The 15,522-nt window shown below is 73.4% G+C and carries 16 protein-coding genes; 12 read left to right on the forward strand and 4 right to left on the reverse strand.

From position 1 onward, the window contains the following. Nucleotides 1–109: 109 nt before the first annotated feature. The 3 genes from ACIQF6_RS16460 to fxsT all read left to right on the forward strand — a co-directional run bounded on the left by ACIQF6_RS16460 (nucleotide 110) and on the right by fxsT (nucleotide 3,941). Nucleotides 110–1,138, forward strand: a complete 1,029-nt coding sequence (locus tag ACIQF6_RS16460; protein ID WP_400895061.1) for an aspartate-semialdehyde dehydrogenase — start codon at nucleotides 110–112, stop codon at nucleotides 1,136–1,138. A 104-nt stretch (nucleotides 1,139–1,242) separates the two neighbouring features. Continuing rightward, complete coding sequence (locus ACIQF6_RS16465; protein WP_400895064.1) at nucleotides 1,243–1,653, forward strand: hypothetical protein; 411 nt, start codon at nucleotides 1,243–1,245, stop codon at nucleotides 1,651–1,653. Continuing rightward, nucleotides 1,647–3,941 (forward strand): FxSxx-COOH system tetratricopeptide repeat protein, encoded by a 2,295-nt coding sequence (gene fxsT / locus ACIQF6_RS16470; protein WP_400895067.1) that lies wholly within the window; start codon nucleotides 1,647–1,649, stop codon nucleotides 3,939–3,941. Before ACIQF6_RS16465 ends, fxsT begins: the two co-directional genes overlap by 7 nt. 3 nt (nucleotides 3,942–3,944) lie before the next feature. Here the strand turns inward: fxsT and ACIQF6_RS16475 are convergent, their stop codons facing one another. Beyond that, a complete protein-coding gene (locus ACIQF6_RS16475) occupies nucleotides 3,945–4,706 on the reverse strand; it encodes a hypothetical protein (protein WP_400895070.1) in 762 nt (253 codons plus the stop codon). A 159-nt stretch (nucleotides 4,707–4,865) separates the two neighbouring features. Between ACIQF6_RS16475 and ACIQF6_RS16480 the strand changes: the two genes are divergently transcribed. From ACIQF6_RS16480 to ACIQF6_RS16495, 4 genes are all read left to right on the forward strand, one after another. After that, entirely contained in the window at nucleotides 4,866–6,023 is a 1,158-nt protein-coding gene (locus ACIQF6_RS16480; RefSeq protein WP_400895073.1) for an NYN domain-containing protein, read from the forward strand. Between the two features lie 53 nt (nucleotides 6,024–6,076). Continuing rightward, entirely contained in the window at nucleotides 6,077–7,042 is a 966-nt protein-coding gene (locus ACIQF6_RS16485; protein WP_400895075.1) for an ABC transporter ATP-binding protein, read from the forward strand. Continuing rightward, complete coding sequence (locus tag ACIQF6_RS16490) at nucleotides 7,039–7,839, forward strand: ABC transporter permease (protein WP_400895077.1); 801 nt, start codon at nucleotides 7,039–7,041, stop codon at nucleotides 7,837–7,839. Before ACIQF6_RS16485 ends, ACIQF6_RS16490 begins: the two co-directional genes overlap by 4 nt. 72 nt (nucleotides 7,840–7,911) lie before the next feature. Beyond that, nucleotides 7,912–8,529, forward strand: a complete 618-nt coding sequence (locus ACIQF6_RS16495) for a hypothetical protein (protein ID WP_400895080.1) — start codon at nucleotides 7,912–7,914, stop codon at nucleotides 8,527–8,529. Nucleotides 8,530–8,645: 116 nt separating this feature from the next. Here ACIQF6_RS16495 and ybaK read toward each other — a convergent pair whose 3' ends face one another. The 3 genes from ybaK to ACIQF6_RS16510 are packed head-to-tail and all read right to left on the reverse strand — an operon-like array spanning nucleotide 8,646 to nucleotide 11,596. Then, nucleotides 8,646–9,137, reverse strand: coding sequence for a Cys-tRNA(Pro) deacylase (gene ybaK / locus ACIQF6_RS16500; RefSeq protein WP_400895083.1), 492 nt, complete (start codon nucleotides 9,135–9,137; stop codon nucleotides 8,646–8,648). A 14-nt stretch (nucleotides 9,138–9,151) separates the two neighbouring features. Continuing rightward, nucleotides 9,152–9,880, reverse strand: a complete 729-nt coding sequence (locus ACIQF6_RS16505; protein WP_400895086.1) for an LON peptidase substrate-binding domain-containing protein — start codon at nucleotides 9,878–9,880, stop codon at nucleotides 9,152–9,154. 60 nt (nucleotides 9,881–9,940) lie between these two features. Continuing rightward, nucleotides 9,941–11,596: an oxidoreductase gene (locus tag ACIQF6_RS16510; RefSeq protein WP_400895089.1), complete on the reverse strand. Its 1,656-nt coding sequence runs from the start codon at nucleotides 11,594–11,596 to the stop codon at nucleotides 9,941–9,943. 102 nt (nucleotides 11,597–11,698) lie between these two features. On the opposite strand from ACIQF6_RS16510, the gene hisD reads away from it, so the two are divergent. From hisD to hisH, 5 genes are read left to right on the forward strand one after another with little or no spacing between them, the layout of a single operon-like run. Beyond that, nucleotides 11,699–13,033 carry a histidinol dehydrogenase gene (gene hisD, locus ACIQF6_RS16515; protein ID WP_400895092.1) on the forward strand — a complete coding sequence of 445 codons (1,335 nt, stop codon included), beginning with the start codon at nucleotides 11,699–11,701 and terminating at the stop codon, nucleotides 13,031–13,033. Next, nucleotides 13,030–14,130: a histidinol-phosphate transaminase gene (locus ACIQF6_RS16520; protein WP_400895095.1), complete on the forward strand. Its 1,101-nt coding sequence runs from the start codon at nucleotides 13,030–13,032 to the stop codon at nucleotides 14,128–14,130. Before hisD ends, ACIQF6_RS16520 begins: the two co-directional genes overlap by 4 nt. Nucleotides 14,131–14,137: 7 nt before the next feature. Continuing rightward, a complete protein-coding gene (gene hisB, locus ACIQF6_RS16525) occupies nucleotides 14,138–14,731 on the forward strand; it encodes an imidazoleglycerol-phosphate dehydratase HisB (protein WP_073813681.1) in 594 nt (197 codons plus the stop codon). Then, on the forward strand, nucleotides 14,731–14,874 hold the full coding sequence (locus tag ACIQF6_RS16530) for a hypothetical protein (protein ID WP_400895100.1): 144 nt from the start codon (nucleotides 14,731–14,733) through the stop codon (nucleotides 14,872–14,874). The genes hisB and ACIQF6_RS16530 overlap by 1 nt, the downstream gene beginning before the upstream one ends. A gap of 12 nt (nucleotides 14,875–14,886) precedes the next feature. Then, nucleotides 14,887–15,522 (forward strand): imidazole glycerol phosphate synthase subunit HisH, encoded by a 636-nt coding sequence (hisH, locus tag ACIQF6_RS16535; protein ID WP_400895103.1) that lies wholly within the window; start codon nucleotides 14,887–14,889, stop codon nucleotides 15,520–15,522.

Raw genomic sequence — 15,522 nt, forward strand, 5'->3', positions numbered from 1 at the left:
GGAGGGATTGCCGAGCTGGACGGCAGGCGTTCACGCCTTGGGACGCCTCCGCGCGCACCCCCTCTGACAAGGCATGATGACTTTTGCACACCGTAGGAGGAGGAGACGGATGAGGATCGGCATCGTAGGAGCCACCGGTCAGGTCGGCGGCGTGGTCCGCGAGATCCTGGCGGAGCGCAACTTCCCGGTCGAGCAGCTGCGGCTGTTCGCCTCGGCCCGCTCGGCCGGGCGCACCCTGCCCTGGAAGGACACCGAGGTCACCGTCGAGGACGCCGCCACGGCCGACTACCGCGGCCTCGACATCGTGATCTTCTCCGCCGGCGGAGCCACCTCCAAGGCCCTCGCCCCTAAGGTCGCCGAGGCCGGAGCCGTCGTCATCGACAACTCCTCCGCCTGGCGCCGCGACCCCGAGGTCCCGCTGGTCGTCGCCGAGGTCAACCCCGACGCGATCGCCGAGCGCCCCAAGGGCATCATCGCCAACCCGAACTGCACCACCATGGCCGCGATGCCCGTCCTGCGCCCGCTGCACGACGAGTCCGAGCTGGTCGCGCTGGTGGTCTCCACCTACCAGGCGGTCTCCGGCTCCGGCCTGGCCGGCGTCTCCGAGCTGCACGAGCAGGCCCGCAAGGTCGTCGACGGCGCCACCGCGCTGGTCCACGACGGCGCGGCCGTCGAGTACCCCGCGCCCGGCGTCTACAAGCGCCCGATCGCGTTCAACGTGCTGCCGTTCGCCGGCGCGCTGGTCGACGACGGCAGCAACGAGACCGACGAGGAGCAGAAGCTCCGCCACGAGAGCCGCAAGATCCTCGGCATCCCCGAGCTGAAGGTCTCCGGCACCTGCGTCCGAGTCCCGGTCTTCACCGGCCACTCCCTCCAGGTCAACGCCCGCTTCGCCCGCCCGCTCACCGCTGCGCGCGCCACCGAGCTGCTGGCCTCCGCCCCCGGCGTCGTCCTCACCGACATCCCCACCCCGCTCCAGGCCGCCGGCCAGGACCCGAGCTACGTGGGCCGGATCCGGGCGGACGAGACGGTCGACAACGGCCTGTCGCTGTTCCTCTCCAACGACAACCTGCGCAAGGGCGCCGCGCTCAACACGGTGCAGATCGCGGAGCTGGTCGCGGCGGAGCTGCGCGGCTGACGGCTCGTCCGGTTCTTCGGGCGCGGGAGGCGAGCAGCCTCCCGCGCCCTTTCGTTACGCTTCGGCATGGGGAGTGCCGGACAAGTGACTTGGGGGCGTTTCGGATGAGCGCGGAGATCGTGCAGCTGGTCGAGCAGGCGGGGCCGTACCTGGCCTCGGCGGTGGGCGCGTACGGGACGGCCGTGCTGACGCGCGCCGAGGACGCGGCGGCGGACGCCACGGCGAACCTCGGGCGGCGGATCCTCCAGGCCGTGCTGCGGCGTCGGCCCGGGCAGGCCGCCGAGTTGGAGGGGGCGGTGGGCGATGCGGCCGCCGACCCGGACGATGCGGACGCGGCGGCGGCGCTGCGCCAGCAGTTGAAGCGGGCGCTGCGCGATGACGCCGAACTGCGGGCGGAGCTGGCCGGGTTGATGCCCAGTGGGGCGATCAACATCACCGCGTCCGGGGAGCGGTCGATCGCGGCGTACAGCATCGGGACGATCAACATCGGCGGCGGACGCTCCGGCGCGTGGTGAGTCCGGAAGCCTCCGGCGAGCGGGCGATCGCCGGTCAGTACATCGGCACGGCCATCACCGGCGACGTGATCGGCCTGCCCGGCGAGATCCTCAACGCGGCTCGTGACGTGCAGGCCCCACCGGGTCTGACCAACCTGCCGCCCGCGCCGCTGTGCCTCGGCCGGGACGAGGAACTCGCCCGGCTGAGGGAGGCCCTTGCCGAGGGCGGCGACACCGCGATCACCCGGGCGGCCACCGTGCACGGGCTCGGGGGCGTGGGAAAGACCACGCTGGCGCTCGCGTACGCGCATCGGTACCGGCACGCGCACTCCACGGTGTGGTGGATCAACGCGGACTCACCGACCCGGATCGAACAGTCGCTGGCCGAGCTGACGCGGCGGCTGCTCCCGGGGCCGGCCGCCGATCCCGTCGCATGGGCGATGGCGTGGCTCCAGTGGCACCCGGGCTGGCTGCTGGTGTTCGACAACGTCGAGGCGGTGGCGGACCTTTCGCCGTACCTGGGGGCGCTCGGCGGCGGGCGGCACCTGATCACCAGCCGGCGCGCGGTGGGCTGGCCCCGGACCGTGCGGACGCTGGCGCTCGGCACGCTCGACCCGGACCGGGCTGCCGAGCTGATCCGCGCCGCCGCGTACGGCGACGACGAACCGACAGCCCGTGAACTCCAGGACGTGCGCGCCCTGGCCGCCGAACTCGGGTACCTCCCGCTGGCCCTGGAACAGGCCGGGGCCTACCTGCGGCAGAACCCCACCGTCACGGTCGCGGCCTACCACCGGCGGCTGCCGACCAAGCTGGACAAGGCCGCTGACGGCCTGGACGCCGAACGCACCATGGCCCGGATCTGGACGCAGACCCTCGACGCGCTCACCGCTCGCAACCCGCGCGCGGTGGAGCTGCTGCACACCCTGGCGTGGCTCGCGCCGGACGGGACGCCGGTCGGGCTGCTGGAGACGGACGGCGAGGACCCGGACGCGGTGCACGAGGCGCTGGGCGACCTCGCCGCCTACAGCATGGCGACCGTCACCCGACATGCCGTCAGCGTCCACCGGCTGGTCCAGCAGGTGCTGCGCACCGGAGCCGACGGGGCGGCGGCCGGCCGGCTCGTGGCGGAGCGGGCGCTGGTCCGGGCGCTGGACGGGCTCGACCCGGAGGCGGACGACCGGGACCCGCTGATCCCGCACCTGATCGCGCTGGCCGAGACCCGACCGGCCGGACACCACGACGAGGCCGTCACCGAGGTCTACTACCGCGCGGCACGGCGTCTCGACATCCAGGGACACACCGCCCGAACCGTCGCACTCTACGAGGCGGTCCTCGCGCAGTGCGAGCAGGGCCGGGGCGACCTGCATCCCGACACGCTGGCCGCACGCGGCAACCTCGCCCGGGCCCGGACGTCCGCCGGTGATCTGCGGCGGGCGCTGCCGCTCTACGAACAGGCGCTGGCGCAGCGCGAGCAGGTGTTCGGCGAGCTGCACGCCGAGACCCTGCGGAGCCGTCACAACCTCGCCTTCGGCTATCTGACGTCCGGTGATCCGCGGCGTGCGGTGCCGCTCTTCGAGCAGGTGGTGGCGGAACACGAGCAGGTGCTCGGCGAGTTGCATCCCGACACCCTGATGGCGCGCAACAACCTCGGCGGCGCCTACCTGGCGGCGGGTGAGGCGAAGCGGGCCGCGCTGCTCTTCGAGGCGGTGGTGGCGCAGCGCGCGCGGCTGCTCGGCGACTCGCACGCCGAGACGCTGGACAGCCGCAGCGATCTCGTCGACGCGTACCTGAGGTTGGGCGACACGGCGCGGGCGGTGACGCTCGGTGAAATGGTCCTGGCGCAGCGCGAGCAGGTGCTCGGCGAGCTGCATCCCCACGCGCTGACGAGCCGCGCCGGCCTGGCCGACGCGCACCTGTCCGCCGGCGACCTGTGTCGGGCGCTGCCGCTCCTCGAACTCGTGCTGGCGCAGCGCGAGCAGGTGCTGGGCGAGCTGCACCTCCACACGTTGATGAGCCGCAGCCGCCTGGCCTGCGGGTACGTCATGTCCGGCGACGGCCGTCGGGCGCTGCCGCTCCTCGAACTCGTGCTGGCGCAGCGCGAACAGCTGCTGGGCGAGGAGCACCCCGTCACGCTGATGAGCCGCAGCAACCTCGCCTTCGGCTGCGCACGGATCGGCGAGACGGCGCGCGCGGCCCGGCTGTACGCGACGGTGCTCGACCAGCGCACGCGGGTGCTCGGCGAGCGGCACCCCGACACCGTGGCCGTGCGCGACCGGCTCGCCACGGTGAGGCGGGCGGACACCGGGTAGCCGCTACTGCCCGGGCTGCACCGTCACCGGCAGCTCGTCCGACACCGCCCCGCCCGTCCACTTGTCGCCGGCCGTGTACCACTGGTACGTCCCCGACGTGTGGGCCGGCATGTCGATGGCCACCCGGCCCTCGCCGTCCGTCTCCACGGTCGCCATGGTGGTCCAGGTGTGGGAGCCGGTGGGGCGGAACTGGAGGTAGACGGTGGTGGACTGCTGGGGGATGTAGTCGTGCGTGTCCCACATGGCGCGTTGGAGACGGGCGGTGAGGTGGACCGGCCGGTCGGTGGGAGCCGTTGCGGGGGCGGTGGCCCGGTCGAAGCGGGCGGTGCGTTTGAGGGAGAAGCCGCCGGCGGACTTGGAGACGTAGCGGTCGCCGTCGTTGGCGCGGATGCGGAGGTCGACGAACCAGGTGCCGGCCTGGTCGTCGAAGAGGATGCGGGAGGTGGCGGAGGCGGTGGCTTCGCCGGTGCAGCGGCTGACGGTGCCGGTGGCGTCGAGGGGGGCGCAGGTCATCGGGCCGACCTTGAGGGTCGAGTAGTTCGGGCCCCACAGGCCGATCGGGTCGACGGTGCGGATGCCGGAGCGGTCGGTGGCCGTCACCTCGATGGGGAAGGTCCGGGTCTCGGTCGGGCCGAGTTCGAGCGGGCGGCCGCCGTTGACGACGACGGAGACCAGTGCGGTGTCGCCGCTGGAGGTCTCCGGGACGGTCGCGGGCACCAGGACGAGGGCGATCGCACCGACCGCCGCCACTCCGCACAATGCCACCGCACTTTTCCGCACGGTGTCCCAGTATCCAGGGTTGCGACGGAAACCCTTCGCGCGGTTCGCGGGGCGAACGAGGGGTAGAGGTGTGCGCAACGGTGGCCGGACTGCCGGGCGGCGTCCCCACCGCCGCGGCGCCGGGCCGAGGAGGAGGTGCCGGAGATGGATCGCTGCGTCGTCCTGGTCGACGCGGGCTACCTGCTGGGCGCCGCCGCCAGCCTGCTCGCCGGAGAACCCGGCCGGTCACGGATCGCCGTCGACCACCCGGTGCTGATCGGCGCGCTGCGGGAACGCGCCGAGGAGGAGACCGGGCTGCCGCTGCTGCGGATCTACTGGTTCGACGCCGCCATCGACCGCAGACCGGCGCCCGAGCACCGGCGACTGCGGGTCCTGCCCCGGGTGACGGTCCGGCTCGGCGCGCTGACCAGGGCCGAGGGCCGCTGGGTGCAGAAGGGCGTGGACGCCGCGATGCACGCGGAACTCAGCGAACTCGCCGGCAACCACGCCTGCGCCGACGTGGTGCTGGTCACCGGCGACGGGGACCTGCTGCCGGGTGTGGCGTCCGCCAAGGAGCACGGGGTGGCCGTCCACCTGTGGGCGCTGGAGGCCGCCGACGGCGACTTCAACCAGTCCGAGGAACTGGTCGGCGAGGCGGACGAGCGCCGGGTCCTCGACCGTGCCTGGATCGAACGCTGGGCCCGCTCCCGGGAGGCCGCACCCGAACCCGTCACCGCGGTCGCGCCGGTCGCGGTGCTGCCCGCCCCGCCGCGGCCCCGGGTCGCCGCCGCGCCTGCTGCCGTCGTCGCGCCCGCCCCGTTACGGGTCATCCCGACTCCCAAGGATCTGGCGGGCCGGGCCCCCGCTCCGGTGTCGACGCCGGCTGCGACGCTCGGCGGGCCGGTGCTGCGCTGGTCCTCCGACCGCGGCTGGCTGGAGCGAGCCGACAGCCACGCCCCCGCCGACGCGCTGCCCACCCTGGACCGGCTCACCACCGCCGCCCAGCGCTGGGCCGACCGCGAGGAGGACATCACCAGCGTCGGCGGCGACCCGCAGGAGGTCGGCCAGGTGTTCGCCCGCCGCTGGCTCGACCGGCTCGCCCCCACCGACCGCCCCGCCCTGCTGTGGACCGACCACCCGCGCATCCCGCACCGTCTCGACGGCGAACTGCTGCGCTACGCCGCCCGGTTCGGCCTGCTCGCGCACAAGGAGGACCAGATCGACGAGCAGGACCGGTACGCCATCCGGGAGGGCTTCTGGAAGGAACTGGCCGCCCGGGTCCCCGACCGCCGCCGTCCGGCGGAGGCGCTGGAGGACAGCTGACGGCGTGACCCGCGTGCCCGGAAGGTCCGGTGCGGCGCGTAGAGTCTTCCGTCGTGAGCAAGGCACCTCAGGGCTGCTGCACTGTCAGCGGCCTGGTCAAGACCTACCGGGCGGGCGGCACCGAGGTCCGGGCCAACGACGGCATCGATCTCGCCGTCCGACGCGGCGAGATCTTCGGGCTGCTCGGCCCCAACGGCGCCGGCAAGTCGACCCTGGTCCGCCAGCTCACCGGCCTGCTCCGCCCCGACGCCGGCACCATCGAGCTGCTCGGCCACGACATCGTCCGGTACCCCGAGCGGGCCGCCCGGCTGCTCGGCTACCTCGGCCAGGAATCCACCGCGCTCGACGAGCTCACCGTCGCCCTCGCCGCCGAGACCACTGGCCGGCTGCGCGGCCTGTCCCGGGCCGCCGCCCGCGCCGAGACCGCCGACGTGATCACCGAACTCGGCCTCGAACCGCTCGCCCACCGCCCGCTCGCCAAACTCTCCGGCGGCCAGCGCCGCCTCGCCTGCTTCGGCGCCACCCTGGTCGGCGAACGCCCGCTGCTGGTCCTGGACGAGCCCACCACCGGCATGGACCCGGTCGCCCGCCGCGCCGTCTGGAGCGCCGTCGACCGCCGCCGCGCCGAACGCGGCACCACCGTGCTGCTGGTCACCCACAACGTCATCGAGGCCGAGACCGTGCTCGACCGGGTCGCCGTCGTCGACGGCGGCAAGGTCATCGCCTGCGACACCCCCGGCGGCCTGAAGGCCCTGGTGGACGGCCACGTCCGGCTCGACCTGGTGTGGCGGACCGACGCCCCGACCGGCGTCCCCGCCGTCGCCGCGCTCGCCGAACGGGCCGAACGCACCGGCCGCCGCTGGACCGTCCGCACCACCCCCGACGAGGCCCGCGAACTGGTCGCCGCCGTCACCACCGGCCCCGCCTTCGCCGCCCTCGACGACTTCACCCTCGCCACCCCCACCCTTGAGGACGCCTACCTCCGGCTCGGCGGCCGGCACGGAGGACTCGCCCGATGACCCTGCTCGACGCCCCCGTCGCGACCGAGACCGCGCAGGCCGCGCCGCTGGCCCCCGCCGCCCGGCTGCTGCCCGCGCTGGCCGCCGTCTACCGCGCGCAGCTGGCCCGCGCCAAGGTCTCCCGGATCCCGCTGCTGTTCGTCGCCACCTTCCAGTCCATCGGCATCCTGGTGATGATGCGCGGCGTCGTCGACCCCGGCGACAACCCCTCCGCGCACGCCGTGGTGGCCGGCTCCGCCGTCCTGGTCGTCGCCTTCGTGGCGCTCAACCTGCTCGCCCAGTACTTCGGCCGGCTCCGCCACACCGGCGGCCTCGACCACTACGCGACGCTGCCCGTCCCGCCCGCCTCCGTGGTGCTCGGCACCGCCGCCGCGTACGCCTCCTTCACCGTGCCCGGCGTCTTCTTCACCGCCGCCGCCGGCAGCTGGATGTTCGACCTGCCGATGGGCCGGCTGTGGATCCTGCTCGCCGTGATCCCGCTCGCCGGAGCCGCCCTCGCCGGGCTCGGCGCGGCGCTCGGGCTGCTCGCCCCGCGCCAGGAACTCGCCACCCTCGCCGGACAGTTGGGCATGTCCGCGGCCCTGCTGCTGGGCGTCCTGCCGGCCTCCCGGCTGCCCGTCCCGGTGCAGTGGCTGCGCGACCTGCTGCCCTCCAGCTACGGCGTCGACGCCTTCGCCCTCACCTTCGCCCCGCAGCCCGACTGGGCCCGCGTCCTGATCGACCTCGGCGTCTGCGCCGCCGTCGGCCTCGCCTCGCTGACGCTCGCCACCTGGGCGTACCGGCGCGCCGCCCGCTGAGCCGGGTTCCGCGCGGACCTTGCACCGTCGGGAGATCGACAGCTGCGGGGGCGGCCATGAAACGATGGGGGCGTGACCGTACCGAACACACCTGCGGGTGACACGCCGCCCGGGGCGGACCCGTTCGCCCCGCCCCACCTGCCGCAGTCGCCCGCCCCCGTCGAGCGGACGCCGGTCGTCCCCGAACTGCGGATCGGAGCGATCATCGCTGTCGCCGGAGCGGTCCTCGGCGTCGTCCTCGGCCTGCTCTGGCTCTGGCTCGCCCCCCGGATCGGCTTCGAGGTCCAGGACAACCGGATCCTCTACCGCGACCCCGAAGGCGAACAGCAGATCGCCGCCGTCGGCGTCTTCTCCCTCCTCGGCCTCGCCCTCGGCGTGCTCACCGCCCTCGGCGCCTTCCTGTGGACCCGCGCCCGCGGCGGCGGCATCGCCGTCGCCGTCGGCCTCACCACGGGCGGCCTGCTCGGCTCGATCATCGGCTGGCAGCTCGGCACCCGCCTCGGCCCCACCACCGACCTCCGCGCACACGCCCTGTCGGTCGGCAACGGCGGCTCGTTCGACGGGCCGCTGGAGCTGACCGCGCACGGGGCGCTGCTGGTGTGGCCGATGACGGCAACGATTGTGCTGCTCGCACTGTCGGCGACGTTCGGCAAGCGGGAGCCGGACCGGCCGCCGTACTGGGTGCAGTAGGGGAACCGCGCGACAAGCGCACGTCACCTCCGCAAGGTCGCGATCACGTGCAGGTCATCGTCCCGCGTCGCGATCTTGCGGTTGAGCCCCTTCCTCGTGCGAGCCTCCCCGTCCTCTCAGGCTTTCCCGATTGCCCAAGTGGCCGCGTTCGTCAGGCGCACCAGGTCCGCCGGGGCGAGTTCGATCTCCATGCCGCGCTTGCCGGCGGAGACGTAGACCGTCAGGTGGTCGAGGGCCGAGGTGTCGATGACGGTGCGGAGCTTCTTGCGTTGGCCGAGCGGGGAGATCCCGCCGAGGACGTAGCCGGTGGAGCGTTCGGCGGCGGCGGGGTCGGCCATGGTGGCGCGTTTGGCGCCGAGCGCGGTGGCGAGGGCCTTGAGGTCGAGTTGGCCGGAGACGGGGACGACGGCGACGGCGAGGGCGCCGTCGGTCTCGGCGAGGAGGGTCTTGAAGACGCGGGCCGCCGGGACGCCGAGGACTTCGGCGGCTTCGGCACCGTAGGAGCTCGCGGCGGGGTCGTGGGTGTACTCGTGGACGGTGAACGGGACGTCGGCGGCGTCGAGGGCGACGGTGGCGGGGGTGCCGCCGGCGGTTTTCTTCTTCGGCATGGGGCGGGGAGTCCTCAGTTCGGGCTGAACGCCTGGCGGGTGAGATCGGCGGCGGGCAGGGACGGGAGTTTGGCGATCACCGCGCTCTCCTGGCGGAGCAGTTCGAGTTCGCGGGTGAGGCGCTGCGCGGTGTCGGGGCAGGCGAGGAGCTCCTGCTTGACGGCCACCGGCAGGGTGGTCGCGGCGGCGACCAGGTAGGAGAGCACCTGCGGGTCGTCGGGGAGTTCGGGCTCGCCGTTGAGGGTGGCCTCGCGGGCGCCGGCCAGGCGCTTCTGGTAGGTGCGGAAGGCGCGTTCGACACCGGCGGCGAGTGCGCCGGAGCCCTCGCCGGGCTGTTCGGGGAGCACCGAGACGTCGCCGACCAGGTAGGGGCCGGTGGCGTCGATCGCGCGCAGCCGGAACCGGGTGGTGCCGGTGACGAGGAGTTCGTAGCGGCCCTCGGGCTGCTCGCGGACGGAGGCGACGTCGGCGACGCAGCCGACCGGGTGGAGGGCGTCCAGCGGGTCGTCGCCGGGGGCGCCGATGCCGTCCAGCGGGCCTGCGGGGTCGTCGGACTCGCGGACCGGTGCGGTCTCCCGGCCGTCCCTGATGGCGATCACGCCGAAGCGGCGCGGTTCGTCCTCGGGCAGCTTCTGCAGGTCGGCGACCAGGCGGCGGTAGCGCTCCTCGAAGACGTGCAGGGGCAGTACCAGGCCCGGATAGAGGACCGTGTTGAGCGGGAAGAGCGGGAGCCGATCAGTCACGGCGGACAGCGTAGTTCCCGTCGGGCCGCCGCCGCTCCGGACTTACCGCCGGGACGGGCCTCAGCCGCGCTGGAGGAGCCGGGTGACGCCGGCCACGGCGGTGGTGGCGAGCACCCAGCCGGTCAGCACCAGGGCGGTGGCGACCCACTGGCCGGGGTGGTCGGGGTTCCAGCCGGCCTGGCCGAGGTCGATCAGCGGGAGGACCTTGCCGGCCGCGTACAGGGCCGGGTTCCACACCACCGTTTCGTCGGGCTTGATCGGGGCCGGCGGGTGTTCCCGGAAGTACAGGGTGCCGAGCGCCCAGGCGAGGACCAGCCAGGTGGCGGCCCGGCCGGGGCGGTAGCCGTAGCCGATCGCGGCGTCCTGGAGGTGGCCCCAGAGCCGGCCCGGCAGCGGCAGGGTGGCCCGGCGGCGGCGCTGCTTGGCCAACAGGACGGTGCGGGCGTCCTCGTCGGCGCCGTCGCGGCGCAGGGCCGCCGCGAGCTGCTCGTACGCCTCGGGGCGGAATTCGGCGCCGGACTCGATCCAGGCGACGCGGCGCTCCAGCGGGAACGGTTCGACCGGGCGGAGCGATTCGTAGCTGAAGCCGGTGAGCGAGACGTGGCGGTCGGTGGGCCAGGCACCGGGGGAGTCGACCAGGTTGCCGATCCGGGCGCGGTTGAGGCTGACGGTGCCGGTGGGCGGGGTCGCGCAGGTGAAGCGCAGTTCCGGGGTCTGGATCCGGTTGAGGGAGAGTTCCTGGCCCGGGCCGAGGTGGAACTCGGCGGAGGTGATCAGGCAGGCGTTGTCGAAGCGGGCGTCGGAGAGCCGGATCCGGCCCCAGGAGCGGAACGGGGTGTGGCTGGTGGCGCGCTGGTCGAGGCGGTCGCCGGACTCGCCGTAGCCGGAGCCGTAGACGGTGCGCGAGCCGGTCCAGGTGGTGTCGTCGGAGCCGGACAGGTACAGGGTGTGGCCGATGGTGATCCGCGGGGCGTTGAGCGCGTTCGGGTTGGCGGGGGCGGAGCGCAGGGCGGCGCCGCGCAGCGAGAGCCGGCCGCCGATCCGGGCCGAGCGCAGGCTGAACTCGCCGTGCAGTTCGAGGCGCTCGGCCTCGCAGTCCTGGCTGATGGTGAGGCCGTCGGCGGAGATCGCCCGCCCGTACGCGTCGGGGCCGACGGCGGCCTGGTTGAGCAGCAGGTCGGTGCCGATCCGGGCGTCGGTGAGCCGGATGCCGCCGGGTATGCCGCAGCGGGCGAGGTGCACGTCGCCCTCGGTGGCGAGCCGGGAGGCCTCCAGCCGGGGGAGGGCGCAGGAGACCAGCCGCAGGGTGCCGGCGGTGGCCTCGGAGAGCAGCAGCTTGCGGTCGAAGCGGCACAGCTGGAACTCGACGTAGCCGCCGATGGCGCCGCCGGCCAGGGTGAAGTCGCCGGTGATCCGGGCGCCGGTGAGCTTGAGCGCGGTGACCCGGCCGGGGACGGGTTCGGGTCCGTGCAGCAGCAGCCGGGCGATCACCTCGGCGCGGACGGTGCGTTCCGGGCCCCACTCCTCGGCGGTGAACGGGTCGTCCGGTCCGGAGCTCTCGCCGTCGGGGCGGACGGCCTCGCCGGCGGGGGCGGGCAGGACGAGGTCGGCGGGGCCGGCGGCGCGCCCGGCGCGCAGGTCGTACACCTCGCCGCGGCGGAAGGCGGCCCACAGTCCGCGCTCGGTCTCGGTCCAGCCCCGCGGCGCCCGTTCCATCCGTCCGTCCCCCCGATGGATGATCTTGGTGGTGTCTCACTCTTCGTATCACGGACTGAAATGCCCGGCTGCCGGTTTTCGCCACTCCTTACACTTGGGCCTGTGATCTCTCGAATCGACCTCCGCGGCTCCGACCAGGACCCCCGCGACGTGCTGCCCCGTGCCGAGTTCGACGTGGAGGCCGCCCTTGAGAAGGTGCGGCCGATCGCGGAGGACGTACGCCATCGTGGCGTGGCGGCGTTGATCGAGATCACCGAACGCTTCGACGGCGTGCGGCTGACGTCCACCCGGGTCCCGGCCGAGCAGATCGCCGAGGCCCTGGAGCAGCTCGACCCGAAGGTGCGCGCCGCGCTGGAGGAGTCGATCCGCCGGGCCCGCGCCGTCCACGGCGACCAGCGCCGCACCGGCCACACCACGCAGGTGGTGCCGGGCGGCACCGTCACCCAGCGGTGGGTGCCGGTGGACCGGGTCGGCCTGTACGTGCCGGGCGGTCTGGCGGTCTACCCGTCCTCCGTTGTGATGAATGTGGTGCCCGCCCAGGAGGCCGGGGTGCGCGGCATCGCCGTCACCTCGCCGCCGCAGAAGGCGTTCGGCGGCCGGGTGCACCCGACCATCCTGGCGGCGTGCGCGCTGCTCGGCGTGGACGAGGTGTACGCGGTGGGCGGCGCCCAGGCGGTGGCGATGTTCGCGCTCGGCACCGAGGAGTGCGCGCCCGTCAACCTGGTCACCGGCCCGGGCAACATCTACGTCGCCGCCGCCAAGCGGCTGTTCGCCGGCCGGATCGGCATCGACTCAGAGGCCGGCCCGACCGAGATCATGGTGCTCGCGGACGACACCGCGGACGCCGCCGAGGTCGCCGCCGACCTGATCAGCCAGGCCGAGCACGGCCCGACCTCCGGCTCGGTGCTGGTCACCGCCTCGGTGGAGCTGGCCGACGCGGTCGAGGCCGAGCTGAAGACGCAGGTCGCCCGCACCCGGCACTCCGAGCGGGTGGCCGAGGCGCTGGGCGGCCCGCAGTCCGGGATCATCCTGGTCGACGGCCTCGACCAGGGCCTGGCCGTGGTCAACGCGTACGCCGCCGAACACCTGGAGATCCAGACCGCCGACCCGCACGCCGTCTCCGAGCGGGTGCGCAACGCCGGCGCGATCTTCCTCGGCCGCTTCACCCCGGTCTCGCTGGGCGACTACGCGGCCGGCTCCAACCACGTGCTGCCGACCGGCGGCTGCGCCTGCCACTCCTCGGGCCTGTCCGTGCAGACCTTCCTGCGCGGCGTCCAGGTCGTCGAGTACGACCGCGAGGCGCTGGCCGGGATCGCCGCGCACGTGGTCAACCTGTCCGAGGCCGAGGACCTGCCCGGCCACGGGGATGCTGTGAAGGCACGTTTTGTCGGAGACGAACTCAATTGGCACAGCGAGTGGACGGTTCCCGCCTCGTGACGAAGATCGACGACCTCCCCGTCCGGGACGAGCTGCGCGGCCAGTCCCCTTACGGCGCACCGCAGTTGGACGTGCCCGTCCAGCTGAACACCAACGAGAACCCGTACCCGCTCCCCGAGCCCCTGGTGGCCCGGATCGCCGAGCGGGTCGCCGACGCCGCCCGGCAGCTCAACCGCTACCCGGACCGGGACGCGGTGGAGCTGCGCACCGGCCTGGCGGCGTACCTGACCGACACCACCGGCCACGCCGTGACGAAGGACCAGGTGTGGGCCGCCAACGGCTCCAACGAGGTGCTCCAGCAGCTGCTGCAGACCTTCGGCGGGCCCGGCCGCACCGCGATCGGCTTCGAGCCCTCGTACTCGATGCACGCGCTGATCGCCCGCGGCACCGGCACCGCCTGGGTGTCCGGCCCGCGCAACGAGGACTTCACCATCGACGTGGACGCGGCCCGCGCGGCGATCGCCGAGCTGCGCCCGGACGTGGTGTTCATCTGCTCGCCGAACAACCCGACCGGCACCGCCGTCGAGGCCGACACGGTGCTCGCGCTGTACGAGGCCGCACAGGCCGCGAAGCCCAGCATGGTGGTGGTGGACGAGGCGTACGTCGAGTTCTCGCACCGCGCCTCGCTGCTCCCGCTGCTCGACGGCCGCCCGAACCTGGTGGTCTCGCGCACCATGTCGAAGGCGTTCGGTGCGGCCGGGCTGCGGCTCGGCTACCTGGCGGCCGACCCGGCCGTGGTCGACGCGGTGCAGCTGGTCCGGCTGCCGTACCACCTGTCGGCGGTCACCCAGGCGACGGCGCTGGCCTGCCTGGAGCACACCGACACGCTGCTCGGCTACGTCGCGCAGCTGAAGTCCGAACGCGACCGGCTGGTGGTCGCGCTGCGCGAGCTGGGCCTCGAAGTGACCGAATCGGACGCCAACTTCATCCAGTTCGGCCGCTTCGCCGACACCCGCGCGGTGTGGCAGGCGATCCTCGACCGGGGCGTGCTGATCCGCGACAACGGCGTGCCCGGACGACTGCGCGTCACCGCCGGTACCCCCGCCGAGAACGACGCCTTCCTGAGCGCCGTCTCCGCTGCAATCAAGGAGCTGTAAACCCGCAATGTCCCGTATCGGCCGCGTCGAACGCACCACCAAGGAGACCTCCGTCCTGGTCGAGATCGACCTCGACGGAACCGGCAGGACGGACGTCTCCACGGGCGTCGGGTTCTACGACCACATGCTCGACCAGTTGGGCCGCCACGGTCTCTTCGACCTCACCGTGAAGACCGACGGCGACCTGCACATCGACACCCACCACACCATCGAGGACACCGCGCTCGCCCTCGGCGCCGCCTTCAAGCAGGCGCTCGGCGACAAGGTCGGCATCTACCGGTTCGGCAACTGCACCGTCCCGCTGGACGAGTCGCTGGCGCAGGTCACGGTCGACCTGTCGGGCCGCCCGTACCTGGTGCACAGCGAGCCCGAGGGCATCGCCCCGATGATCGGCTCGTACGACACCACGATGACCCGGCACATCCTGGAGTCCTTCGTGGCGCAGGCGCAGATCGCCCTGCACGTCCACGTGCCGTACGGCCGCAACGCGCACCACATCGTCGAGTGCCAGTTCAAGGCGCTCGCCCGGGCGCTGCGCTACGCCTCCGAGCGGGACCCGCGGGCCGAAGGCATCCTCCCGTCCACGAAGGGCGCCCTCTGATGGCATCGGTCCTGATCTTCCTCGGCCTCTTCTTCGCCGCCGGCGTCTATTCGTTCTGGAAGCAGGCGAAGCCGAAGAGCGTGATCCTCGTCCTCGGCTTCGCCTCGGTCATGTGCCTGGCCGCCGGCATCCTGCGCTACTAGGAGCTTTGCGACATGAGCAAGAACGTGGTGGTGCTGGACTACGGCTCCGGCAATCTGCGCTCCGCCCAGCGCGCCGTCGAGCGGACCGGCGCCGACGTCACCGTCACCTCGAACTTCCAGCAGGCGATGGACGCGGACGGGCTGCTGGTGCCCGGCGTCGGCGCCTTCGAGGCGTGCATGCGCGGCCTGAAGGCGGTGCGCGGCGAGCAGATCATCGGCCGCCGGCTGGCCGGCGGCCGCCCGGTGCTGGGGATCTGCGTCGGCATGCAGATCCTGTTCGAGAAGGGCGTCGAGCACGGCGTGGAGACCGCGGGCTGCGACGAGTGGCCCGGCGTGGTCGAGCCGCTGGACGCGCCGGTCGTCCCGCACATGGGCTGGAACACCGTGGACGCCCCCGAGGACACCCGGATGTTCGCCGGGATGGACGCCGACACCCGGTTCTACTTCGTGCACTCCTACGGTGTGCGGCACTGGGCGCTGGAGACCCACTCCGAGAAGATCCGCGCCCCGAAGGTGGCCTGGACCACCCACGGGCAGCCCTTCGTCGCCGCGGTGGAGAACGGCCCGCTGTGGGCCACCCAGTTCCACCCCGAGAAGTCCGGCGATGCCGGCGCCGCCCTGCTGACCAACTGGGTCGACACCCTCTGA

The sequence above is a fragment of the Kitasatospora sp. NPDC092948 genome, from assembly GCF_044754805.1.
Lineage (GTDB): Bacteria > Actinomycetota > Actinomycetes > Streptomycetales > Streptomycetaceae > Kitasatospora.